The following is a 21702-nucleotide window of genomic DNA, read 5'->3' as shown; positions in this document are numbered from 1 at the left end:
TCCAGCACACCCTCGAGTCGTCTGGAGCATCCTTCGAGACGGCCCTGCGGGCCTACTCAGGGTGAGGGCGGCGGGTGACCTCAACCCCGCATCTCCGTCATGAACACCTTTTGGGCGACCTGCCAGCGACTCTCGATCTTCAACAGCGAGAGCAGATCGGTGAAGTAGCGCGGCGGCATCTGGCATTTGACCTTGACCAGCGCCAGCGTCGGCCCGACGAGATCGATCGTCAGGATGTGGTCGTCGCGCTGCAGCCCCGCCGCCTGCGGCGAAGGCCGGTTGCGGACGAGATCGAGCCATTGATCGCGCGGAACGATCTGGATCGTGCCGTCCTCGCGGGCCGTGGTCAGCGCGCTGGTCGGGTGGAAGACATGTGCGAGCTTCTCGGCGTCGCCCTCATAGAGCCCGTCGAGATAGGTCCGCACCGTCGCTTCCACGGCCTTGATGTCTGCGTTCATGGCTTCCCCCTCACGCTTCTCCGCCGGAGAAAACTGCGGCCATCGACGAAAAGCTAGCGCCCCGCCTCGGCCTTGGCCTGATCCAGCAGTTCCTTCACCTTGGAGCCCTGCATCGCCTGGATATCGTCCTGATACTTCAGCAGCGCGCCGAGCGTGTCGGAGACGATGGCCGGATCGAGCGCGACAGCGTCGAGCTCGATCAGAGCCGTCGCCCAGTCCAGCGTCTCGGCGACGCCCGGCTGCTTGAACAGCTCCTCCTTGCGAATCGCCTGCACGAAGCCGACGACCTGCTTCGAGAGCTTGGCGGGCGCATCCGGCACCTTGGCCTTCAGAATGGCGAGTTCGCGCGCCGCATCGGGATAGCCGACCCAGTGATAGAGGCAGCGCCGCTTCAGCGCGTCATGGATCTCGCGCGTGCGGTTCGAGGTCAGGATCACGATCGGCGGCTCGGCCGCCTTCACCGTGCCGAATTCCGGAATCGTCACCTGTGCATCGGCCAGCACTTCGAGCAGGAAGGCTTCGAAGGCCTCGTCGGTGCGGTCGAGCTCGTCGATGAGCAGGATCGGCGCCCCGCCATCCTGCGGCTCCAGCGCCTGCAGCAGCGGCCGCTTCACCAGATATTTCTCGGAGAAGATGTCGCCTTCCAGGCGCTCGCGATCCTCGGCGACCCCACCGGCCTCGGCGAGGCGGATCGCCATCATCTGCCCGGAATAGTTCCACTCATAGACGGCGGAGGCGAGGTCGAGCCCCTCATAGCATTGCAGCCGGATCAACCGCCGGCCCAGGCCCGCTGCAAGCACCTTGGCGATCTCGGTCTTGCCGGTGCCAGCCTCCCCCTCCAGCAGCAGCGGCCGCTTCATCCGCAGCGCCAGGAACAGCACGGTCGCCAGCGCGCGGTCGGCGACATAACCCTGCGACTGCAGCAGGGTCAGTGTGGCGTCGATCGAGACGGGGATAGGGGAAGCGTTGAGCATGACCGATTTCTATCGCGACGGGCAGATTGAAGGAAGGCGCGGAGCGCACGGCCATGCTGCTGACATGGCAGGGCGGTAAGCAAGTCCAGACTCGCTATGCCTGAACGACGGAGCGCAGATCATGACCACCGATCAGATCGCCAAGGACTTCGTTGCCCTGCTCAAGGAGGGCAAGCACCACGAGGCCGCCAACCGCTTCAACGCCGACGACATCGTCAGCTACGAGAACATGCCCGGCCCGATGGCCGTCTGCCGCGGCAAGGAAGCCGTCAGGCAGAAGGGCGAGTGGTGAGTCGCGAACCACGAGATGCACGACTTCAGCAGCGAAGGCCCGTATCTCAACGGCGACCAGTTCGCCGTCCGCTTCCAAGTCGACGTCACCGTCAAGGAGACCGGCGAACGCCGCGTGATGGACGAGGTCGGTCTCTACACCGTCGAGAACGGCCGGATCGTCGAGGAACGCTTCTTCTACTGAAGCGTCTCCGTAGATCGTCATTCTCGGGGAGCACGATGCGCTGGCCCGAGAATCTCATGCCGGAAGAGGCGCCTGCCCTTCACGAGACGCTCGGGGCAATCCCGAGCATGACGGCATGCGCCGCAACGCCTCGGACAAACCCTCGGCCGTCAGCCCACCTTCGCCGTCGCTTGCGCGACGGCTTGTTTGGCCATGGAGCCGATCAGGTGGGCGCGGTATTCGGGATCGGCGTGGATGTCGCCGTTGATGCCATCAGCCGTGTGCTTGAGGCCCTCAAGCGATTTCGGCGCGAAGCGCGCCTTGAGCGCCGCTTCAGCCTCGGGCCAGCGAAACACGCCGCCCTCGCCCGCCCCCGTCACCGCAACGCGGATCTCGCTGCCGCGCTTGGCAACGAAGACGCCGACCATGGCGTAGCGCGAGGCAGGGTTGCGGAACTTGGCGTAGCCCGCCTTCGAGGCGAGCGGGAACGAGACCTTGGTGATGATCTCGCCCTCTTCCAGCGCCGTCTCGTAGAGCCCGGTGAAGAACTCCTCGGCCGTCAGCTTGCGCTTGTTGGTGACGACCGTGGCGCCCAGCGCCAGAAGCGCCGCCGGATAATCAGCCGCCGGGTCGTTGTTGGCGACCGAGCCGCCGATCGTGCCGCGGTGGCGCACATGCGGGTCGCCGATATGGCCGGCAAGGAAGGCGAGCGCCGGAATGGCTTCCTGCACCTCCGCCGAGCCAGCGACCTCGGCATGGGTGGTCATCGCGCCGATGACGAGGTTGCGACCCTTGCGAGCGATGCCTTTGAGATCGGCGCAAGCCCCGAGATCGACGAGTGCGGAGGGCGAAGCCAGCCGCTGCTTCATCGTCGGCAGCAAAGTGTGGCCGCCGGCCAGGAGCTTGGCGTCCTCCTTCTTGGCGAGCAGCGTCGCCGCCTGCCGGGAGCTGGTGGGCTTGTGATAGGTGAAAGCGTACATGTGCTCTTCCTTTCAGCTCACTCGGCCGCCATGCGGCTGATCGACTTCTGCGCCGCACGCCACACCGCCTGGGGCGTGGCGGGCATCGCGATGTCCTCATGGCCGAGCGCGTCGGTGATGGCGTTGATGACGGCGGGCGGTGATGCGATGGCTCCGGCCTCCCCGCAGCCCTTGATGCCGAGCGGGTTCGACGGGCACGGCGTCACCGTCATGCCGACATCGAAGGACGGCAGGTCGTCGGCGCGCGGCATGCAGTAATCCATGAAGCTCGCGGTCACGAGCTGGCCGTCGCCATTGTAGCGGGCACCTTCGAGCAGCGCCTGGCCGACACCCTGGGCGATGCCGCCATGGACCTGCCCCTCGACGATCATCGGGTTGATGACGTTGCCGAAATCGTCGACGGCCGCCCAGCGATCGATCCTGGTGATGCCCGTTTCCGGGTCGATCTCGACCTCGCAGATATGAACGCCGGCCGGGAAGGTAAAATTCGTCGGGTCGTAGAACGCCCCCTCCTTCAGCCCCGGCTCCAGCTCCTGCCCGTTGAACTTGTGCGCAACATAGGCCTGCAGCGCGCAGGAGCCGAAATCGAGCTTCCGGTCGGTGCCCTTCACCGCGAAATGCCCGTCGGCGAAGTCGATATCGGCCTCGTCGGCCTCCAGCACATGGGCGGCGACCTTCTTGCCCTTGGCGATGACCTTGTCGAGCGCCTTGAAGATCGCGGACATGCCGACCGCGCCGGAGCGCGAGCCATAGGTGCCCATCCCCATCTGCACCTTGTCCGTATCGCCATGGATGATCGAGACATTGTCGATGGGGATGCCGAGCCGGTCGCTGACGAGCTGCGCGAAGGTGGTCTCATGGCCCTGGCCATGGCTGTGCGAGCCTGTCAGCACTTCGACCGTCCCGACCGGATTGACCCGGACTTCGGCCGATTCCCACAGGCCGACGCCCGCGCCGAGCGACCCCACCGCCGCCGAAGGGGCGATGCCGCAGGCCTCGATATAGGAGGAGAAGCCGATGCCGCGGAGCTTGCCGGTGCGGGCGGAGTCGCGCTTGCGCTTGCCCAGCCCCTTGTAGTCGATCATCTCCAGCGCCTTCTTCAGCGAGGCGCCGTAATTGCCGGTGTCGTACATCATGATGACCGGCGTCTGGTGCGGGAACTTCTTGATGTAGTTCAGCATCCGGAACTTCGCCGGGTCCTTGCCGAGCTGGCGCGCCGTGATCTCGATCAGGCGCTCGACCACGAAGGTCGCCTCCGGCCGCCCGGCGCCGCGATAGGCGTCCACGGGGGCGGTGTTGGTGTAGACCGCGTCGACCTCGCAATAGATCGCCGGGATGTCGTACTGCCCCGACAGCAGCGGCGCGTAGAGATAGGTCGGCACCGACGACGAGAAGGTCGAGAGATAGGCGCCGAGATTGGCCGTGGTGTGGACCTTCATACCGAGGATCTTGCCCTCGCCATCGGTTGCCAGCTCCGCATGGGTGACATGGTCGCGGCCATGCGCGTCGGAGAGGAAAGCTTCAGTGCGATCCGCCGTCCATTTCACCGGCCGCCCGACCTTCTTCGCCGCCCAGACGCAGACTGTCTCCTCGGCATAGATGAAGATCTTCGAGCCGAAGCCGCCGCCGACATCCGGCGCGATCACGCGCAGTTTGTTCTCCGGTGCGATACCGATGAAGGCCGAGAGCACGAGCCGCGCCACATGCGGATTCTGGCTCGTCGTAAAGAGCGTAAAGACGCCGTCGCCGGCGTCGTAGTCGCCGACCGCCGCGCGCGGCTCCATCGCGTTGGGCACGAGCCGATTGTTGACGAGATCGAGCTTGGTGACGTGCTTGGCCGCCTTGAAGGCCTTCTCGGTCGCGTCCTTGTCGCCGAGATGCCAGTTGAACACCGTGTTGTCCGGCGCCTCGTCATGGATCGCGGTCTTGGCGCCCGCGGCCTTGGCGGTGTCGACCACCGCAGGCAGTTCCTGATAGTCGACGACAATCGCCTCGGCGGCGTCCTTCGCCTGCGCCAGCGTTTCGGCCACCACCACGGCGACATGGTCGCCGACATAGCGCACCTTGCCCTGGGCGAGCGCCGGATGCGGGCCGGCGCGCATCGGCGAGCCGTCCTTGTTGTGGATCATCCAGCCGCAGATCAGCCCGCCGACTTTGTCGGCGGCGAGATCGGCGCCGGTGAAGATGCCGAGCACGCCCGGCATCGCCGCGGCGGCCTTGGTGTCGATCGACCCGATCTTGGCATGCGCATGGGGCGAGCGCAGGAAATAGGCGTGGGCTTGCCCCGGACGATTGACGTCGTCGGTATAGCGGCCCTGGCCGGTGATGAAACGATGATCTTCCTTGCGACGGACTGCGGCGCCGATTCCGGTAACGGACATGGTGTTCCCTCCTCGCACGGCGCCTCTGGCGGACGCCTCACTGCATGGAACGCATGAAGGACGAAAAACCCGCGCCTTGGGGCACGGGCGGGTGCCTCACTCGGCGGCCCGGCGCACCGGCGCCGCGCCCTTGCCCATAGCCTCCGCACCGGCGGCGATCGCCTTGACGATGTTGTGGTAGCCCGTGCAGCGGCAGATGTTGCCTTCGAGATCTTCGCGGATCGTCTTCTCGTCGAGCTCGTGGCCGCGGCGGTTCACCATGTCGACGGCAGCCATGATCATGCCCGGCGTACAGAAGCCGCATTGCAGGCCGTGATGCTCACGAAAGGCCTCCTGCATCGGGTGCAGGGTGGCGCCGTCGGCCAGCCCCTCGATGGTGGTCACGTTCGCGCCTTCGACCGAGACGGCGAGCGTGGTGCAGGATTTGACGGCCTTGCCGTCGAGATGCACGACGCAGGCGCCGCACTGGCTGGTGTCGCAACCGACATGGGTGCCGGTCAGTCTTAGGTTTTCGCGAAGCAGTTCCACCAGCAGGGTGCGCGGGTCGACATTGGCGGTGACGGCTTTGCCGTTCACCGTCAGCGAAACAGTGGTCATGAGCACATCTCCTGTGACCCGTCTCTGATGCCCGCCCACCCCCTCCCTGGGTCTGGGTCAGGCTGAGCGCTTCCGGCAGCTTCGCCCCATCGGGCAGCTTTTCCTTGGAACAGCTCAAAAACGAATGTGGACCCGCGATTTTGCCGGGTCAAGCGGCGGGCGCTTTCGGTGTGCTATGCGTTTTGCGCCGAATTCGGACGGTTTTCTCCTTGCTGCGACACGGACCGGCAATTGCGACCACCTTTGCGGCATTGGTGCTTTTTTAAGGTTATTGCCGCAACGTCGGCGCTCGTGGCCGCCATTCCGGCCGCGAACGAGGGTCGTCGCGTGGCCGTGTTGATGGAACAGATTCAACGCCGGCTGCATGCGATCGGCTACGGTGAGAAGCAGCGCGCCCGCCTGCGCCTCTACCGCCCCTTGGTCGATGGCGCGATCGAGCAGCTGATCGCAGCCGATTTCGAGCGTGCCTTCTCCATCCATAACGAGCTTCGCAACAGCGTAGCTGCTGTATCCCAGACACTCTACCCGGCTTCCGCAGCGCATTTTCGCCTGTTGTTCGATGGCGACTTCGACGAGAATTATGTCGCTTCGGCCGAGCGGCTCTGCCTGATCGAGAGAGAAGCCCGCGTACGCGCCAGGGCTCGCTCTTCGATCGCGTTCTCGTTGATGCGCGAGCTCTGCGTCGAGAACCGCCGCCGCGCACTGTTCACCCCGCGGCAATTCGCCGAGGATCTTTTCGTGATCGAACGGATCCTGACCTACGACGTCAACACCGCGATGACGATGAATCGCGAGTACGAGGAGGCCGATGCGCGGAGGCGGGCCTCCGCCATCGACCAGACCGCCGCGACCCTGCGGCACCGGATCGGGAACCTCGACAACACCATCAACGACGCGGTCGAGCAATTTGTCGCCACCGCCGCCGAAACCGGCCGCGCCACGGCCTTCATCAAGGATACGGTCGGCAAGGTCGCGAGCGCATCTGTGGTCGTGCGGGAAAAGTCGATCCAGACGGCAGCCGCCACCGAGGAGATGTCGGCCAACATCGCCGATATCGGCCAGCGCGCCCGGCAGAGCTTGTCGATCACACATCAGGCCGTGCTCGATGCCGGGCAGATGAATGAGGCGATCGCCCGCCTGCGCGAGGTGACGGGCAATATCGGCAAGGTCGTCGGCATGATCGCCGACATCGCCGCGCAAACCAATCTGCTCGCCCTCAACGCCACGATCGAGGCCGCACGCGCCGGCGAGTCCGGGCGTGGCTTCTCGGTGGTCGCATCCGAGGTGAAGTCATTGGCGACGCAGACCGCGAACGCCACGCAGGACATTGCCGGCCAGATCGCCGAGCTGACCGCCAGTGCCGAATCCTGCAGCACGCATGCTGCAGCCATCGCCGCCACGGTCGACGCGATCAGGCAGGATTCCGAGGCAATTTCGGAAGCCGTCTCCCAGCAGAGCCGGGTCACGGCGATGATCGCTCACGACGCCTCGCTGGTCGCCGGCAGCTCGGATGTCGCGATCGAGAGCGCCAACGCCGTCAATGACAGCCTCGACATGACACAGGGCGCTCTGGAGCGGGCAAACGCGGCCGCCGCCGACGTCGCCCTTCAAGTCGGCGCAGCCGAGACCGCGGTCTCCCAAGCGCTGGACGCTCTGCGCAAGGCCTCCTGAGGCTCAGCCTTCGCTGACCGCCTTGGCGAARTTSGCRAAGAAYTCGTCGGCRAGCTTCTTCGARACCGARTCGATCAGCCGCGAGCCAAGCTGCATCAGCTTGCCGCCGACCTGGGCCTCGACCTCGTAGCGCAGCAGCGTCTGGCCGCCTTCGGCGTCGCTCAGATGAACTCGGGCCCCACCCTTCGCGAAACCGGCGATGCCGCCCTCGCCTTCGCCGGCGATGCGATAGCCGTTCGGCGGATCGAGGTCGTTGAGCTCGACCTTGCCCTTGAAGGTCGCCTTCACCGGCCCGAGCTTGACCTTCACCACCGCAGAGAAATGCGTATCGTCGTCCTTGTTGAGCTGTTCACAGCCCGGAATGCAGGCCTTCAACACATCAGCATCGTTCAGCTTGGCCCAAACCACGTCCTTTGCGGCGGGCAGCGTCGCCTCGCCGTTCATCGTCATCGCCATGGCGCGTCTCCCGAGCTGTGGGCCGCGGCTCGGACGATTGCGGCCGGCGCGGTTCGAAGGCTGTCCAGTCCCTATCCATGGTCGCAAAGCGCTCGTCTGCACAAGAGGCCACGCAGACAGGTGCTCGCTGGAAGTTCAGACGGAGCCGAAAAGCCGCTGGCGATAGATCAGGCTCGCACCCTGCCCCGCGCCACCGAGGCCGGCGACCTCGCCGATCAGGATGCGATGGCTGGCGATATCGTGGGTCGCAACCAACCGGCAGTCGAAGGCGGAAATCGCGTCGAGCAGGACCGGCGCACCGGTCGCGAGCGTGCCCCAGCGCGCCGTCATGAAGCGCGCATCGCCATCGATGCCGCGGCGGCTCGCGAAGATCTCGGCCAGCTCGGCGAGATGGGCCGGCAAGGTGTTGATGCAGAAGGCGCCGCTTGCCTCGATCGCCGCCAAGGTGCGGCTCTCGCGCGCGAGGCAGGCCAGCACCGTCGGCGGCGAATCGGAAACAGAGGCGACCGCCGTCGCCGTCAGCCCCACCCGGCCGCCCGGCCCCTCGGTCGTCACGACATGCACCGCACTGACGACCTGCGCCATCGCATCGCGGAACGCCGCGGCATCCGGGCGCTCCAGGGCGGGCGGTAGCGGGTGAACGGTTTTCGTCATGACTAGGGCGCCGGCTCACTGTTCCGGATCAGGGGATACCTGACCATGTAGAGCTTCGGAGCCGCCAGCACCAGCCGCCAACGGGGTAGCGGCGGAACGCATAATTCCATCAGATATATCAGATGGGGTGCGCGACGGCATCAACGGTCCAGCGTCGCCAGCAACCCTTTGCGAAGATGCGACATCAGCGCGTCGCTCGCCGCCGTGGCGGCAAGCGAATCCGCGCCGGCGATGGCCTGGGCGAGACTGCCATGGTGCAGGGCTGCCGGCACGAGATCGTCCTGCCGCTCGAAATGATACCAGGCGCGCCGGATCAGTGCCTGCAGGGGCTCGACCGCGCGGGTCGCATACGGGCTGCGCGCCGCCTGGGCGACCAGCCCGTCCAGCTCCTTGTCGAGCCGCATATAGCCCGCGACATCTCCGGTCTCGGCGGCCCGGCGCATCGCCTTCGCAGCTTCGACAATCGCGATCCGTTCGACAGGCCCTGCACGCTTCGCCGCTTCGCCGACCACGAGGCGCTCCAGAACCTCGCGCGCATCGAGCGCCGCGATGATATCGATGGCGCTGATATCGGCGACAAGGATGCCCTTGCGCGGCAGGATCTGGACCAGCCCATGCTGCGCCAGCCGGATCAAGGCCTCGCGAACCGGCGTCCGCCCTAGCCCGACGAGATCGATCAATTGCGCTTCCGTCAGCACCGCACCGGGACGCAGGGAGAGCGTGACGATTGCCTCCTCCAAGCGCCGGTAAGCGACCTCGGCCAGGCTCTCACCGGCTCCGGCCACATGCGGGCCGTCGCGCTCAGGATCGACGCGCCCCTTTTGCTTCATGGCTTCCCCGAGCGATGCCCCGGCATCTTGATCTCGCTCGGCAGCTTGATATATCAATTCAGATATATCAAGCTCGGCCAAGATCGCCGCTATCGGCCGGCAGCGGCCCGTCAAACGTCGGATAGACCGGAGCGCTGCACCAGCCGCTCATGCGGCGAGCCGACAAGGAGTTACCGGATGGCGTTCGCCTGTTCGATTCCCGCCGTGCCGACCGTCCAGCGGGATGACGAGACGGTCCGGATCACCCGCTGGGATTTCGAACCGGGCGCCGTGACGGGCTGGCATGAGCATGGCTGGCCCTATTTCGTGGTGATGCTCATCGCCGGCACCCTGCACATCCATAACGGCAATGAGGTCGTCGAGACGCCGCTGGCGCAGGGGCAGGCCTATATGCGTCCGGCAGGAATCCGCCATGACGTGATGAACGGCTCCGGTCATCCGATCGCCTTCATCGAGATCGAGGTCAAGCAGCCTGCGGCTCTCAAGGAGCTTGCCCTGTCATGAAGGTCGCAGTCGTCGGCGCAGGGGTCGTCGGCGTCGCGATCGCCCATGCGCTCCTCGATGAGGGGCATGAGGTCCTGATCGTCGAACGCCATGAGCCGGCCTTCGGCCCCTCGCGCGGCAATGCCGGCTGGATCGCCCATACCGACATTCTGCCGATCGCCAGCCCCAAGATGCTGCGGCAGGTACCGAAATTCCTGGCCGATCCACTTGGCCCGCTCAGCATCCGCCCGGCTTATCTGCCGAAGGTCCTGCCCTGGTTGCTGCGTTTCCTGCTGGCCTCGCGGCCGCAAGCCTATGAGCGCTCGATCATGGGGATCGCCGCCTTGCAGAAGCTCGCCCTGCCGGCCTGGCTTGCGCGCGCCTCGCGCACCAACCTGACGCGCCATATCCACCAAAGGGGCGGCCTATACGTTTTCGACGATGCCGGAGCGATGGCCGCAGCGCGCAAGGTGGCGGAACGCCAGGCGGCCTTCGACATCAAGGTCGAGATGATCGCGCCTTCCGAACTGCGTCAGCTCGAGCCCGCACTTAAGCCGGGCTTTGTCGGCGCGGCTTTCCACCCCGACGCCGCCCATATCAGCGACCCTCATCAGCTGACGCTCGCCTTGTTCGAGGCCGCGCTGGAGCGCGGCGCCGTTTTCGAGAAGGCCAGCGTCAGCAATATCTCCCTCGGCGAGCGCCCCGCCCTGATTGGTCCCGATGGCTGGCAGCGCGTCGTGGACCGCGCAGTCATCGCCGCCGGCGCCTGGGCCGGGCCGCTGGCGTCGGCATTGGGCGATGCCGTGCCGCTCGACACCGAGCGCGGCTACAATGTCAGCTTTCCCGATGTCACCGGGCTCTTGACGCGCCCGGTCGGCTTCGAGGGCCACGGCTTCGTCACGACGCCGCTCGACTCGGGTCTGCGAATCGGCGGCGCGGTCGAGTTCGGCGGCCTCGATGCCCCGCCCAACCATGCCCGCACCCGCCGCCTCTACGATAAGGCCAGCCGCCTGATCGACGGCCTACCTGCTTTCGACAGCGGCAGACTCTGGATGGGCTTTCGCCCCTCCCTGCCCGATTCGCTGCCGGTGATCGGCACCGCAAGGCGAAATCCGCACGTGATCTATGCCTTCGGCCATGGCCATTACGGCATGACGCAATCCCACGCGACCGCCGATCTCGTCGCCGCACTTGTCGCCGGGCGCCAGCCGCCAATCGATCTTTCCCCCTTCAGCCCCGCGCGGTTCTGACATGGCGAACCCCGGAGCGATCATCCCCATCGATGACTGCCCTGGGACGGAAAAACCGCCGGCCATTCGTCAACCGGGGCTCCGGGCGCACGCCCCTGAAAAGTTCCCGTTTCGAACCGCCCTTGTCGTTCGCAGCCGCTCGCCGAAGCCGTTCGGCACAGATGGCGCGCGCGCATGGCGCAATCATCATGCGCCGAAAGCGCGCTACGGCGCAGAGTATTCTGCACAATTTCGAGGCGTTTCGTTCGTAATTGCTTTTGACAGAAATTTGACGCGGAGCGATTGTCGGTGGCGCAAGCCATTGGTAGCTCTGCATGGAAATCGCATCCCGCATGCGTCAGCGTCATGCTGATGACAAGAACGGGAGCTGGTTCGAGGGGTCGGCGTCGTCAATGGAAGTCTTTCTGCAGCAGCTCATCAACGGGCTGACACTGGGATCGATCTACGGTCTCATCGCCATCGGATACACGATGGTGTTCGGCATCATCGGCATGGTGAATTTCGCCCACGGCGATATCTTCATGCTCTCCGCCTTCATCGCCCTGATCTTCTTCATGCTGGTCACGGCGGTCCTCGGCACGAGCGCGGGGATGATCCTGCTGGCGCTCGTCATTGTCCTGGCGCTGGCGATGTTCTTCACCTCGCTCTGGAACTGGACGATCGAACGGGTCGCCTACCGGCCCTTGCGCGGCTCCTTCCGCCTCGCGCCGCTGATCTCCGCGATTGGCATGTCGATCTTCCTGGTGAACTTCGTGCAGGTCGTGCAGGGCCCGCGCAACAAGTCGATCCCGCCGATCCTGAACAAGTCGATCACGTTGATCGACAGCGCGGTTTACACGGTGCAGATCTCCTACAAGCAGATCGTCATCATCCTGACGACGGCGGCGTTGCTCGCTGCCTTCTGGTATATCGTCCAGAAGACGCCGCTTGGCCGTGCCCAGCGCGCCTGCGAGCAGGACCGCAAGATGGCCGCCCTCCTCGGCATCGACGTCGACCGCACCATCTCCATCACCTTCGTGATGGGCGCGGCCCTCGCTGCGGTGGCCGGCGTGATGTATCTCGTGCTCTACGGCGTGGTGAATTTCGCCGACGGCTTTACGCCGGGCGTCAAGGCCTTCACCGCAGCAGTGCTCGGCGGCATCGGCTCGCTACCCGGAGCGGTGATCGGCGGCCTGCTGATCGGCCTGATCGAAGTGATGTGGTCCGCCTACTTCACCATCGACTACAAGGACGTCGCTGCCTTCTGCATCCTGGCCCTCGTGCTGGTCTTCATGCCCTCGGGCATCCTCGGCCGCCCCGAAGTCGAGAAGGTCTGACGTCATGGCGAGCAAACCGACCACAGCCAAGGCCGCTCCCGGCCGGGACTTCAAGGCCGCCCTCAAGGAGGCCGGCTTCGCGGGCCTCGTCACCCTCGGCCTGTGCATTCCGGTCGTCGCCTGGGGCACGCGCCAGAACATGGACAATGTCCTGGTGCTCGATCCGCGATGGGATGCCGTCGCCTGGGCCGTCGGCATCGTCTTCGTCGGCCGCCTGCTCGTCGCGCTGCGCCAGCAGAACGGCCGCAAGGAGAAGGCGAAGATCCGCCTGCTGCCGCACGGCACCATCGCCTTCTTCCAGCGCCATTCGCGGCTCTTCTCGCTCTTCGGACTCGGCTTCCTCGTCAGCTTCCCCGCGATCGCGATCGGCCTCGCCGGCTGGGGCGGMGCGCTGAAGTGGATCGACAATTTYGGCGTCCAGATCCTGATCTACGTCATGCTCGGCTGGGGGCTGAACATCGTCGTCGGCCTCGCCGGGCTGCTCGATCTCGGCTACGTCGCCTTCTACGCGGTCGGCGCCTATTCCTATGCGCTGCTCGCCAAGAATTTCGGCCTGTCCTTCTGGATCCTGCTGCCGCTCGCCGGCATCCTTGCCGCCTTCTGGGGCATGCTGCTCGGCTTCCCCGTGCTGCGCCTGCGCGGCGACTACCTCGCCATCGTGACGCTGGCCTTCGGCGAGATCATCCGCCTGGTGCTGGTCAACTGGACGGAGTTCTCGAACGGCTATGCCGGCATCTCCGGCATCCCGCGCCCGACCTTCTTCGGCATCCCCTTCACGGCGGCCGATAACGGCTTTGCGGCGACGTTCGGGCTCGAATTCTCGCCGCTATACCGAACGATCTTCCTTTACTACCTCATCCTGTGTCTGGCCTTGCTGACGGCCTTCGTCACGCTGCGCCTGCGCCGGCTTCCGGTCGGCCGGGCCTGGGAGGCACTGCGCGAAGACGAGATCGCCTGCCGCTCGCTCGGCATCAACACGACCAACACCAAGCTCACGGCCTTCTCGATGGGCGCAATGTTCGGCGGTTTCGCCGGGGCGTTCTTCTCCGCGCGCCAGGGCTTCATCAGCCCCGAATCCTTCGTCTTCATGGAATCGGCGGTCATCCTGGCCATCGTCGTTCTCGGCGGCATGGGCTCGCTCTGGGGCTGCGCCATCGCGGCGATCGCCATGATCGGCGGCACCGAATTGCTGCGCGAACTCGATTTCCTGAAGCAGATCTTCGGCCAGGATTTCGACCCGACGAAGTACCGCATGCTGATCTTCGGCTTCGCCATGGTTGTGATCATGATCTGGAAGCCGCGCGGCCTGATCTCGGTGCGCGAGCCGACAGCCTTCCTGAAGGAGAAGAAGACGATCTCGGCCGATCTCGTTCAGGAGGGGCATGGCTGATGGCCTCGACGACACCCTCCGGCCGCCCGCTGCTCGAAGTCGAGCAGGTCACCATGCGCTTCGGCGGCCTGACCGCCGTCAACGCCCTCTCCTTCGAGGCCCGCAAGGGCGAGATCACCGCGTTGATCGGCCCCAACGGCGCCGGCAAGACCACGGTGTTCAACTGCATCACCGGCTTCTACAAGCCGACGCAGGGCCTGATTTCGCTGAACCATGACGACGGCTCGAGCTTCCTGCTCGAGCGCATGCCCGACTTCCGCATCTCCTGGAAGGCCAAGGTCGCCCGCACCTTCCAGAACATCCGCCTCTTCGGCGGCATGACGGTGCTGGAGAACCTGCTCATCGCCCAGCACAACCCGCTGATGATCGCCTCGGGCTTCACCTTCCTCGGCCTGCTCGGGGTGGGCGGCTACAGGGCCAGCGAGCGAGCGGCGATCGAGAAGGCCAAGTTCTGGCTCGATAAGATCAACCTCATGCATCGCGCCGACGACCCGGCCGCCGACCTGCCCTATGGCGACCAGCGCCGGCTCGAGATCGCGCGCGCCATGTGCACCGATCCGGTCCTGCTCTGCCTCGACGAGCCCGCCGCCGGCCTCAACCCGCGCGAAAGCCTCGATCTCAACACGCTGCTGCTCTCGATCCGCAAGGATCTCGGCACCGCCCTGCTGCTGATCGAGCACGACATGTCGGTGGTCATGGAAATCTCGGACCATGTCGTGGTGCTCGACTACGGCACCAAGATCGCGGACGGCACGCCGGCCGAAGTGCAGGCAGACCCGAAGGTCATCGCCGCCTATCTCGGCGTCGACGACGAAGAGGTCGAAGTGGTGGAAGCGGAGGTCGGCATCTCGTGACTGTGGCCCAGCCTCAAACTTCGCCTCTTTTGGCCGTCCGCGGCGTCAAGACCTTTTACGGCAAGATCATCGCTCTGAAGGGCGTCGACATCGACGTCAATGCCGGCGAGATCGTCACCATGATCGGCGCCAACGGCGCCGGTAAATCCACCCTGATGATGACGATCTTCGGCAACCCGCAGGCACGCGAAGGCTCCGTTACCTATGAGGGCCGCGACATCACCCGGATGCCGAGCCACCAGATCGCTCGCCTCGGTATCGCGCAGTCGCCGGAAGGCCGCCGCATCTTCCCGCGCATGACGGTGTTCGAAAACCTGCAGATGGGCGCCGCCGTCCGCAACTTCGAGCATTTCGACGAAGACCTCGACAAGATCTGCGTGCTCTTCCCGCGTATCAAGGAGCGCCTGCAGCAGCGCGGCGGCACGCTCTCGGGCGGCGAGCAGCAGATGGTCGCGATCGCCCGCGCGCTGATGGCCCGCCCGAAGCTGCTGCTGCTCGACGAGCCCTCGCTCGGGCTCGCCCCCCTGATCGTGAAGCAGATCTTCGAGGCCATCCGCGAGCTCAACAGGACCCAGGGCCTCACCGTCTTCCTGGTCGAGCAGAACGCCTTCCACGCGCTGAAGCTCGCCCATCGCGGCTACGTCATGGTCAACGGCGTCATCACGATGAGCGGCTCGGGCAAGGAACTGCTCGCCAATCCGCAGGTGCGGGCCGCCTATCTCGAAGGCGGGCGTCACTGATGGCCGGCGGCGGGAGCTTGCGCCGAAGCTCGCCTCCGCCGTTGCAACTTTTTGATGAGAGACGGCTGCGCGCCTGCCATGCCATCGCTGTGGCGACGCTGGCCGCTTCCACCCTCGCGTGAAGCCGGGAGCACGAGATGCAGGGCATCATCTACGAAGAACCGACGGTCTGGCTCTTCTTGCTGGTCACCGTGATCATGGGTGGCTGGCTCGCCTGGATGTCCGGCCGCGCCATCGCCCTGACCTGGCGGCCGAACTGGCAGCTCGTCGTCTACATGCTGATCCTCGGCCTGTTCGTGCGCTTCATTCATTTCGCGCTGTTCCAGGCCACGCTGCTGACGCTGCACTACTACATCGTCGACTGCGTCGTGCTGCTCGCCTTCGGCTTCGCCGGCTGGCGCTACAACCGCGCCAAGCAGATGACGCGGCAATATCACTGGCTCTTCGAGCGCGCCGGCCCCTTCGGCTGGAAGCCGCGCCCCGGGGTCGTAATCAGGCCTGAATTGCTCTGAAGAGCTCACGAGCTTGGTGCGTGACAGATCACCGAAAAAGCGCAAGACTGCAGCTTAGGGTGACAAAAGCGCACCGAGACGGGCGGACCGTCCAGCCCGTTGTCAATCATCGAGGGGAGTTGCATCACATGAAGAAACTGCTGTTGGGCGGCATTGCGCTCGGCGCGGTCCTCGCCATGTCCGGCGTGGCCAATGCGCAGATCAAGCTCGGCGTCGGCGGCCCGATCACCGGCCCGAACGCCGCGTTCGGCGCGCAGCTCAAGAACGGCGCCGAGCAAGCGGTCGAGGACATCAACGCTGCTGGCGGCGTCCTTGGTCAGAAGATCACCATCTCGGTCGGTGACGATGTCTCCGATCCGAAGCAGGGCGTCTCGGTCGCCAACAAATTCGTCGGCGACGGCGTGAAATGGGTCCTCGGCCACTTCAACTCCGGCGTCACCATGCCGGCGTCTGAAGTCTATGCTGAGAACGGGATCCTGATGATCTCGCCTTCGGCCACCAACCCGAAGATCACCGAGCGCGGTCTGTGGAACACCTTCCGCACCTGCGGGCGTGACGATCAGCAGGGCAGCGTCGCTTCGGCCTATCTGCTGAAGAACTTCAAGGACAAGAAGATCGCCGTCGTCCACGACAAGACCACCTATGGCCAGGGCCTCGCCGACGAGACCAAGAAGGGTCTCAACGCCGGCGGCGTGAAGGAAGTGCTCTACGAAGGCGTCAACGCCGGCGAGAAGGACTTCTCGGCGCTCGTCTCGAAGATCAAGGCCGCCGGTGCCGACTATCTCTACTGGGGCGGCCTGCACACCGAAGGCGGCCTGATCGTTCGCCAGATGCGCGACCAGGGCCTGAAGACCGTGCTCGTCTCAGGTGACGGCATCACCACCGACGAGTTCGCCACGATCGGCGGCCCCGGCGTCGAAGGCACGCTGATGACCTTCCCGCCGGACCCGCAGAAGCGTCCTGAGGCGGCCGCCGTCGTCAAGAAGTTCGAGGCCAAGAACTTCAAGCCGGAAGCCTACACCCTCTACAGCTACGCCGCCGTCCAGATCATGGCCGAAGGCGCCAAGCGCGCGAACTCGACCGATCCGAAGAAGATCGCCGACGTGCTGCATGGCGGCCAGCCCGTCAAGACCGTGATCGGCGATATCGGCTTCGACAAGAAGGGCGACATCACCCGCCCGGACTACACCGTCTACACCTGGAAGAAGGGTGCCGACGGCAAGATCACCTATGTTGAGAACTGATCTCGGCGGCTGATCAGGCCTGACATGAAAGAGCCCGCCTCGGAGCATCCGGGGCGGGTTTTTCGTTGAGAGGTCGTTGAGGTCCTGTCTCGGTCGCATGTCCGAAACGGGGCGCTCGCAGAACCACTCAAGCGTACGCCACCCAGCCGCGGAATGCGAAGCCGGCATAGAACAGGCTGACGCCGCCGAAGCCGGCATCGCGCAGAAGCTGCTCATCCTCCTCGGGAGCGAGGATCGGCAGGCGCTCGCCGATCATCGATCGCGCCTTCTGCGCCTGCGCCGGCTCGATGCCCGACGAGGCCGCGAATGCGGCGTAGCGCGACAGCCAGAGATTGCGATCGCCCTCGCCTTGCGGAAAGCTGAAATGCGCGACCGCGAAAGGCGCGCCGGGCTTCAGCCGCCGTCGTACCTGCCGCAGCGTGCGCAGGCGCTCCTCACGTTCAACGAAGTGCAGGGTCAGAATGCAGGCGGCCGCATCGAACGGTCCTTCTGGCGCGATGTCGATCAGGCCGTGATGCAGATCCGTACGGGCGAGCAGCGGGCCGAGCGTCAGCCGTGCGAGATCGAGCATCTCGGCGGACGGATCGACGCCGTCGAACCGCCAGCCGGGCTGCGCATCGGCAAATGCCTTGATTTCAAGGCCGCCGCCCGCGCCGAGCACCAGCACCCGCGCCGCGTCAGGCGCCCGCTCGGCAAGGAGGAGCATGGCCATGCGCTGCATGTCGGCGAAGCCGGGCACTTGGCGCGGCGGCCCCTGGGCATAGCGGGCAACGGTTTGCGGATCGGAGAAGGCGTCCATGCTCGAAACTCTCGCCGACGATATGCATGCCTCGCAGGCGGAAAGCGCCTCTACTGACTCAATCTCTGAGGAATAGCGCTCAAGCTTTTGAGAAATGCCGCGAAACGCAGCAAGCCATCTGGCCACGGCCCATGCCCGGACTCGCTGTTGAGATGGCCGCTGTCACCGGCATCGACGAATTCCGAGCCCCAGGCCTCGGCGAGTTCCCGCGCCTCGTCCTGCGTGCAGTAGGGATCGGTCGCGCTGGAGATCAGCACCGACGGAAACGGCAGCCTCTCACGGCGGTGCTCCACGAAGTCGGCCCCCATGCCGGGGATCGCGCGCTTGGCCTTCTCCGAGGCCGGCGCGACGAGGAAAGCGCCGGCCACCTCGCCCGGATGCAGATGTTCTGCCGCGTGTGCGACAGCGCTCACACCGGCCGAATGGGCCACGAGCACGACCGGCCGCGTCGCGCTGCGCACCGCCTGCACGGTCCGCTCCGCCCAGACGTGGCGAGACGGCTTGTGCCAGTCGTCCTGCTCCACGCGGCGCGCTGTCTTGAGCCGGGTTTCCCAGCGGCTCTGCCAGTGGTCGGGCCCGGAGCCCGACCAGCCGGGGACGATGAGGATATCGACGTCGGAGGATTTCATCAGTCGTAGATAGCCCTGCCGGCGCCGAAGTCCAGCCCGTCAGACCTCTCCGAACACCCGGCGGAAGATCGTGTCGACATGCTTGAAGTGATAGCCCTCGTCGAACATCGCCTGCAATTCGGAGGCCGAGAGCTTCTCCGCAACGTCCTTGTCCGCGAGCAGATTGGTCAGGAAGTCCTCGCCATGCTCCCAGGTGCGCATCGCGTTGCGTTGGACCATGGAATAGGCATCCTCGCGGCTTGCCCCGGCCTGCGTCAGCGCCAGCAGCACGCGCTGCGAGTTGTGCAACCCGCCGAGCCGGTCGAGATTCCGGCGCATGTTCTGCGGATAGATCAGCAGCTTGTCGACGACGCCGGTCAGCCGTGCCAGCGCGAAATCGAGTGTCACCGTCGCATCCGGGCCGATCATGCGCTCGACCGAGGAATGCGAGATATCGCGCTCGTGCCAGAGCGCGACGTTCTCCAGCGCCGGCGTGACCATTCCGCGCACGAGGCGGGCGAGACCGGTGAGGTTCTCGGTCAGCACGGGGTTGCGCTTGTGCGGCATCGCCGAGGAACCCTTCTGGCCCGGCGAGAAATATTCCTCGGCCTCGTAGACCTCGGTGCGCTGAAGATGGCGGATCTCGGTCGCCAGCCGCTCGATGCAGGAGGCGACGACGCCGAGCGTCGCGAAATACATCGCGTGGCGGTCACGCGGGATCACCTGCGTTGAGACGGGCTCGACCGTCAGGCCCATCTTCTCGGCGACGTACTCCTCCACCTGCGGGTTGATATTGGCGAAGGTGCCGACCGCGCCCGAGATGGCGCAGGTCGCGATCTCCTTGCGCGCCGCGACGAGACGGGCACGGCAACGGTCGAACTCGGCATAGGCCTGCGCGAGCTTGAGCCCGAAGGTCACAGGCTCGGCATGGATGCCGTGCGAGCGGCCGATCGTCGGGGTGAGCTTGTGCTCGAAGGCGCGGCGCCTGATGGCCGCGAGCAGCGCATCGACATCGGCGATCAGGATATCGGTGGCGCGCGCAAGCTGGACCGAAAGCGTGGTGTCGAGGATATCGGACGAGGTCATGCCCTGATGGACGAAGCGGGCGTCGGGCCCGACGATCTCCGCCAGATGCGTCAGGAAGGCGATGACGTCGTGCTTGGTGACGCGCTCGATCTCGTCGATGCGCGCGACGTCGAAGACCGCGTCCTTGGCTTTCGCCCAGATGGTCGCCGCGGCCTCCTTCGGGACCACGCCGAGTTCGGCGAGCTTGTCGGTGGCATGCGCCTCGATTTCGAACCAGATACGGAACCGGGTCTGCGGCTCCCAGATGGCGACCATCTCGGGGCGGGAATAGCGCGGGATCATCGTCTCGTCCTTGTCACCCAATGAGCCCTCATCCTGAGGAGCGCTCCAACGGCGCTCGTTTCGAACGATGGTCCAGCGCATTCTGGAACATCCTTCGAGACGCCGCTTCGCGGCTCCTCAGGATGAGGGCTGCGATATTGTCAAACCCAGTCGCCGCGCGCGGCTTCAGCCGCCTTGCGGATCGCTTCGATATTCCCGGCATAGGCCGAAGGCCCGCCCTTGAAGACGGCGGAGCCCGCGACCAGCGCATTCGCGCCGGCCTTCACAACCAGCGGCGCGGTCTCCGGCGTCACGCCACCGTCGATCTCCAGCGCAATCGGGCGGTCGCCGATAAGCGCCTTCACCTGTGCAACCTTCTCGACGACGGAACGGATGAAGCTCTGCCCGCCGAAGCCGGGATTGACCGTCATCAGCAGGATGAGGTCGACATCCTCGATCAGCGCCTCGGCGGCGCTCGCCGGCGTGCCGGGATTGAGGACGATGCCCGCCTGCTTACCCTGGGCCTTGATCGCCTGCAGCGTGCGGTGCGGATGCGGCCCGGCCTCGACATGGAAGGAGATCAGATCGGCGCCAGCCTTGGCGAAGGCTTCGACATAGGGATCGACGGGCGCGATCATCAGATGCACGTCGAAGAACTTGCTTGTGTGCGGGCGGATCGCCTTCAACACATCGGGGCCGAAGGTGATGTTCGGCACGAAATGCCCGTCCATCACGTCGCAATGGATCCAGTCGGCACCGGCCGCGTCGACCGCGCGCACCTCCTCGCCCAGCTTGGCGAAATCGGCCGAGAGGATGGAGGGGGCGATCCGGATGGGGTGCGTCATGGCTGGCGGTTTAACGCCCCGAGCCGCCTGCCGCAATCGCGAACCGAGCTGAAACAACCTCGTCATGCTCGGGCTTGACCCAAGCATCTCATGACGCGGAGGCTCTGGCGCCTCCTCCTGCAAGAGCTTCTCGGGTCTAGCCCGAGAATGACGGCCTGAATGTTCAGGCGCTGCGTCCCTGCCGCATCACCACAGGATAGGACAGCCGCCGGTCCGCTTCCGCCATCTCCGCCACCACCTGCGCGAAAGCCGGGCGCAGCTTCAAGCGCGTATACCACTCCGCCAGCCCCGGATAGCCGTCGAGCGGCGGCCCGCCGAGCCTCAGCGAAAACAGCACGCTCATGAACAGAGCGATATCCGCCAGCGAGAGCCGCCCGCCGAAGAATTCACGGCCCGCCAGCTTCTGCTCCAGCACCTCGTAGTGGCGCGTCAGCGCCTCCTCGGCGATCAGCGCGTCGGCCTCCTGCGCGATGCGCCGGTCGCGGTCGGGCGAAGGCGGGCTCGTCCGGTGCATCAGCGGCTTCACGGCCTGAAACAGGATTTCGTCCGCGTACAGCTCGTCGAGCCGGCAGCGTGCGCGCTCGACCGGGGAGCCCGGCATCAGCTTCGGCTCGGGATAGGCCTCGTCGAGATATTCGTTGATGACGGTGGAGTCGTAGAGGACGAGCCCGCAATCGCTCAGCACCGGCACCTGCCCCTTCGGGTTGAGCGCGATCACCTCGGGGTGCTTGGGGTCGTAGCCGGTCGTCTGGTTGAACGGCACCATGATGCGCTGAAAGGCGAGGCCCTTCTCCTGAAGGGCGATCTCGACCTTGCGCGAGAACAGGCTGAGCGGCCCGGAATAGAGTGTGATCATGGC

Annotated in this window: 24 protein-coding genes; 11 read left to right on the top strand and 13 right to left on the bottom strand. The window is 65.5% G+C overall.

Annotation, left to right across the window (positions count from 1 at the left end):
- Positions 1-80: 80 nt before the first annotated feature.
- A complete protein-coding gene (locus AC1DEZ_RS07535; RefSeq protein ID WP_441512973.1) occupies positions 81-458 on the bottom strand; it encodes a nuclear transport factor 2 family protein in 378 nt (125 codons plus the stop codon).
- Between the two features lie 53 nt (positions 459-511).
- Positions 512-1432 carry an AAA family ATPase gene (locus tag AC1DEZ_RS07530; protein ID WP_441512974.1) on the bottom strand — a complete coding sequence of 307 codons (921 nt, stop codon included), beginning with the start codon at positions 1430-1432 and terminating at the stop codon, positions 512-514.
- A gap of 121 nt (positions 1433-1553) precedes the next feature.
- On the opposite strand from AC1DEZ_RS07530, the gene AC1DEZ_RS07525 reads away from it, so the two are divergent.
- Together AC1DEZ_RS07525 and AC1DEZ_RS07520 are read left to right on the top strand one after the other, a co-directional pair.
- Positions 1554-1724 (top strand): SnoaL-like domain-containing protein, encoded by a 171-nt coding sequence (locus AC1DEZ_RS07525; RefSeq protein ID WP_476779237.1) that lies wholly within the window; start codon positions 1554-1556, stop codon positions 1722-1724.
- Between the two features lie 15 nt (positions 1725-1739).
- Positions 1740-1907 (top strand): SnoaL-like domain-containing protein, encoded by a 168-nt coding sequence (locus tag AC1DEZ_RS07520; protein WP_476779236.1) that lies wholly within the window; start codon positions 1740-1742, stop codon positions 1905-1907.
- Positions 1908-2056: 149 nt separating this feature from the next.
- Here AC1DEZ_RS07520 and AC1DEZ_RS07515 read toward each other — a convergent pair whose 3' ends face one another.
- The 3 genes from AC1DEZ_RS07515 to AC1DEZ_RS07505 form a co-directional block, all read right to left on the bottom strand.
- On the bottom strand, positions 2057-2866 hold the full coding sequence (locus AC1DEZ_RS07515; protein ID WP_476779235.1) for an FAD binding domain-containing protein: 810 nt from the start codon (positions 2864-2866) through the stop codon (positions 2057-2059).
- A 17-nt stretch (positions 2867-2883) separates the two neighbouring features.
- Positions 2884-5247, bottom strand: a complete 2364-nt coding sequence (locus tag AC1DEZ_RS07510; protein ID WP_476779234.1) for a xanthine dehydrogenase family protein molybdopterin-binding subunit — start codon at positions 5245-5247, stop codon at positions 2884-2886.
- A gap of 96 nt (positions 5248-5343) precedes the next feature.
- Positions 5344-5844: a (2Fe-2S)-binding protein gene (locus tag AC1DEZ_RS07505; protein ID WP_441512978.1), complete on the bottom strand. Its 501-nt coding sequence runs from the start codon at positions 5842-5844 to the stop codon at positions 5344-5346.
- Between the two features lie 339 nt (positions 5845-6183).
- On the opposite strand from AC1DEZ_RS07505, the gene AC1DEZ_RS07500 reads away from it, so the two are divergent.
- The gene (locus tag AC1DEZ_RS07500; RefSeq protein WP_476779233.1) at positions 6184-7515 is read left to right on the top strand and encodes a methyl-accepting chemotaxis protein; all 1332 of its coding nucleotides are present in this window, start codon (positions 6184-6186) and stop codon (positions 7513-7515) included.
- Positions 7516-7518: 3 nt separating this feature from the next.
- On the opposite strand, the gene AC1DEZ_RS07495 is transcribed toward AC1DEZ_RS07500, so the two are convergent.
- The 3 genes from AC1DEZ_RS07495 to AC1DEZ_RS07485 all read right to left on the bottom strand — a co-directional run bounded on the left by AC1DEZ_RS07495 (position 7519) and on the right by AC1DEZ_RS07485 (position 9455).
- The gene (locus AC1DEZ_RS07495) at positions 7519-7971 is read right to left on the bottom strand and encodes an SRPBCC family protein (protein ID WP_441512980.1); all 453 of its coding nucleotides are present in this window, start codon (positions 7969-7971) and stop codon (positions 7519-7521) included.
- Positions 7972-8106: 135 nt separating this feature from the next.
- Positions 8107-8625 carry a flavin reductase family protein gene (locus tag AC1DEZ_RS07490; RefSeq protein ID WP_441512981.1) on the bottom strand — a complete coding sequence of 173 codons (519 nt, stop codon included), beginning with the start codon at positions 8623-8625 and terminating at the stop codon, positions 8107-8109.
- 140 nt (positions 8626-8765) lie between these two features.
- A complete protein-coding gene (locus AC1DEZ_RS07485; RefSeq protein ID WP_476779232.1) occupies positions 8766-9455 on the bottom strand; it encodes a GntR family transcriptional regulator in 690 nt (229 codons plus the stop codon).
- Between the two features lie 177 nt (positions 9456-9632).
- Here AC1DEZ_RS07485 and AC1DEZ_RS07480 point away from each other — a divergent pair, with 177 nt between their 5' ends.
- The 8 genes from AC1DEZ_RS07480 to AC1DEZ_RS07445 all read left to right on the top strand — a co-directional run bounded on the left by AC1DEZ_RS07480 (position 9633) and on the right by AC1DEZ_RS07445 (position 17244).
- Positions 9633-9959: a cupin domain-containing protein gene (locus AC1DEZ_RS07480; protein WP_476779231.1), complete on the top strand. Its 327-nt coding sequence runs from the start codon at positions 9633-9635 to the stop codon at positions 9957-9959.
- The gene (locus AC1DEZ_RS07475) at positions 9956-11188 is read left to right on the top strand and encodes an NAD(P)/FAD-dependent oxidoreductase (protein ID WP_476779230.1); all 1233 of its coding nucleotides are present in this window, start codon (positions 9956-9958) and stop codon (positions 11186-11188) included. Before AC1DEZ_RS07480 ends, AC1DEZ_RS07475 begins: the two co-directional genes overlap by 4 nt.
- 392 nt (positions 11189-11580) lie before the next feature.
- Positions 11581-12504, top strand: coding sequence for a branched-chain amino acid ABC transporter permease (locus AC1DEZ_RS07470; RefSeq protein ID WP_441471658.1), 924 nt, complete (start codon positions 11581-11583; stop codon positions 12502-12504).
- A 4-nt stretch (positions 12505-12508) separates the two neighbouring features.
- Complete coding sequence (livM, locus tag AC1DEZ_RS07465; protein WP_476779229.1) at positions 12509-13894, top strand: high-affinity branched-chain amino acid ABC transporter permease LivM; 1386 nt, start codon at positions 12509-12511, stop codon at positions 13892-13894.
- Positions 13894-14748, top strand: a complete 855-nt coding sequence (locus tag AC1DEZ_RS07460) for an ABC transporter ATP-binding protein (protein ID WP_476779228.1) — start codon at positions 13894-13896, stop codon at positions 14746-14748. The genes livM and AC1DEZ_RS07460 overlap by 1 nt, the downstream gene beginning before the upstream one ends.
- On the top strand, positions 14745-15488 hold the full coding sequence (locus AC1DEZ_RS07455; RefSeq protein ID WP_441512987.1) for an ABC transporter ATP-binding protein: 744 nt from the start codon (positions 14745-14747) through the stop codon (positions 15486-15488). Before AC1DEZ_RS07460 ends, AC1DEZ_RS07455 begins: the two co-directional genes overlap by 4 nt.
- 137 nt (positions 15489-15625) lie before the next feature.
- Complete coding sequence (locus AC1DEZ_RS07450; RefSeq protein WP_441512988.1) at positions 15626-16000, top strand: DUF6867 family protein; 375 nt, start codon at positions 15626-15628, stop codon at positions 15998-16000.
- 128 nt (positions 16001-16128) lie between these two features.
- On the top strand, positions 16129-17244 hold the full coding sequence (locus AC1DEZ_RS07445; protein WP_441512989.1) for a branched-chain amino acid ABC transporter substrate-binding protein: 1116 nt from the start codon (positions 16129-16131) through the stop codon (positions 17242-17244).
- 127 nt (positions 17245-17371) lie between these two features.
- Here the strand turns inward: AC1DEZ_RS07445 and AC1DEZ_RS07440 are convergent, their stop codons facing one another.
- The 5 genes from AC1DEZ_RS07440 to AC1DEZ_RS07420 all read right to left on the bottom strand — a co-directional run bounded on the left by AC1DEZ_RS07440 (position 17372) and on the right by AC1DEZ_RS07420 (position 21699).
- Positions 17372-18043 carry a class I SAM-dependent methyltransferase gene (locus AC1DEZ_RS07440; protein WP_476779227.1) on the bottom strand — a complete coding sequence of 224 codons (672 nt, stop codon included), beginning with the start codon at positions 18041-18043 and terminating at the stop codon, positions 17372-17374.
- A 50-nt stretch (positions 18044-18093) separates the two neighbouring features.
- Entirely contained in the window at positions 18094-18672 is a 579-nt protein-coding gene (locus AC1DEZ_RS07435) for an RBBP9/YdeN family alpha/beta hydrolase (protein ID WP_476779226.1), read from the bottom strand.
- Between the two features lie 39 nt (positions 18673-18711).
- Positions 18712-20019, bottom strand: a complete 1308-nt coding sequence (gene purB / locus AC1DEZ_RS07430; protein ID WP_476779359.1) for an adenylosuccinate lyase — start codon at positions 20017-20019, stop codon at positions 18712-18714.
- A gap of 140 nt (positions 20020-20159) precedes the next feature.
- A complete protein-coding gene (gene rpe / locus AC1DEZ_RS07425) occupies positions 20160-20843 on the bottom strand; it encodes a ribulose-phosphate 3-epimerase (RefSeq protein WP_476779225.1) in 684 nt (227 codons plus the stop codon).
- 163 nt (positions 20844-21006) lie between these two features.
- Entirely contained in the window at positions 21007-21699 is a 693-nt protein-coding gene (locus tag AC1DEZ_RS07420) for a glutathione S-transferase family protein (protein WP_476779224.1), read from the bottom strand.
- Positions 21700-21702 lie beyond the last annotated feature (3 nt).

Source organism: Allobosea sp. 10L422 (genome assembly GCF_056395345.1).
The sequence above is the reverse complement of the archived record's forward strand: the minus strand, read 5'-3'. Positions and strand labels throughout refer to the sequence as shown.

What these genes read in the sequence shown, in the direction of transcription:
- AC1DEZ_RS07470 (WP_441471658.1), top strand. Translation starts at nt 11,581, where the DNA reads ATGGAAGTCTTTCTGCAGCAGCTCATCAACGGGCTGACACTGGGATCG.
- AC1DEZ_RS07530 (WP_441512974.1), bottom strand. Translation starts at nt 1,432, where the DNA reads ATGCTCAACGCTTCCCCTATCCCCGTCTCGATCGACGCCACACTGACC.
- AC1DEZ_RS07490 (WP_441512981.1), bottom strand. Translation starts at nt 8,625, where the DNA reads ATGACGAAAACCGTTCACCCGCTACCGCCCGCCCTGGAGCGCCCGGAT.
- AC1DEZ_RS07420 (WP_476779224.1), bottom strand. Translation starts at nt 21,699, where the DNA reads ATGATCACACTCTATTCCGGGCCGCTCAGCCTGTTCTCGCGCAAGGTC.
- AC1DEZ_RS07520 (WP_476779236.1), top strand. Translation starts at nt 1,740, where the DNA reads ATGCACGACTTCAGCAGCGAAGGCCCGTATCTCAACGGCGACCAGTTC.
- AC1DEZ_RS07475 (WP_476779230.1), top strand. Translation starts at nt 9,956, where the DNA reads ATGAAGGTCGCAGTCGTCGGCGCAGGGGTCGTCGGCGTCGCGATCGCC.
- AC1DEZ_RS07500 (WP_476779233.1), top strand. Translation starts at nt 6,184, where the DNA reads ATGGAACAGATTCAACGCCGGCTGCATGCGATCGGCTACGGTGAGAAG.
- AC1DEZ_RS07480 (WP_476779231.1), top strand. Translation starts at nt 9,633, where the DNA reads ATGGCGTTCGCCTGTTCGATTCCCGCCGTGCCGACCGTCCAGCGGGAT.
- AC1DEZ_RS07435 (WP_476779226.1), bottom strand. Translation starts at nt 18,672, where the DNA reads ATGAAATCCTCCGACGTCGATATCCTCATCGTCCCCGGCTGGTCGGGC.
- AC1DEZ_RS07450 (WP_441512988.1), top strand. Translation starts at nt 15,626, where the DNA reads ATGCAGGGCATCATCTACGAAGAACCGACGGTCTGGCTCTTCTTGCTG.
- AC1DEZ_RS07535 (WP_441512973.1), bottom strand. Translation starts at nt 458, where the DNA reads ATGAACGCAGACATCAAGGCCGTGGAAGCGACGGTGCGGACCTATCTC.
- AC1DEZ_RS07440 (WP_476779227.1), bottom strand. Translation starts at nt 18,043, where the DNA reads ATGGACGCCTTCTCCGATCCGCAAACCGTTGCCCGCTATGCCCAGGGG.
- purB (WP_476779359.1), bottom strand. Translation starts at nt 20,019, where the DNA reads ATGATCCCGCGCTATTCCCGCCCCGAGATGGTCGCCATCTGGGAGCCG.
- AC1DEZ_RS07485 (WP_476779232.1), bottom strand. Translation starts at nt 9,455, where the DNA reads ATGAAGCAAAAGGGGCGCGTCGATCCTGAGCGCGACGGCCCGCATGTG.
- AC1DEZ_RS07525 (WP_476779237.1), top strand. Translation starts at nt 1,554, where the DNA reads ATGACCACCGATCAGATCGCCAAGGACTTCGTTGCCCTGCTCAAGGAG.
- AC1DEZ_RS07505 (WP_441512978.1), bottom strand. Translation starts at nt 5,844, where the DNA reads ATGACCACTGTTTCGCTGACGGTGAACGGCAAAGCCGTCACCGCCAAT.
- AC1DEZ_RS07460 (WP_476779228.1), top strand. Translation starts at nt 13,894, where the DNA reads ATGGCCTCGACGACACCCTCCGGCCGCCCGCTGCTCGAAGTCGAGCAG.
- AC1DEZ_RS07515 (WP_476779235.1), bottom strand. Translation starts at nt 2,866, where the DNA reads ATGTACGCTTTCACCTATCACAAGCCCACCAGCTCCCGGCAGGCGGCG.
- AC1DEZ_RS07510 (WP_476779234.1), bottom strand. Translation starts at nt 5,247, where the DNA reads ATGTCCGTTACCGGAATCGGCGCCGCAGTCCGTCGCAAGGAAGATCAT.
- rpe (WP_476779225.1), bottom strand. Translation starts at nt 20,843, where the DNA reads ATGACGCACCCCATCCGGATCGCCCCCTCCATCCTCTCGGCCGATTTC.
- AC1DEZ_RS07445 (WP_441512989.1), top strand. Translation starts at nt 16,129, where the DNA reads ATGAAGAAACTGCTGTTGGGCGGCATTGCGCTCGGCGCGGTCCTCGCC.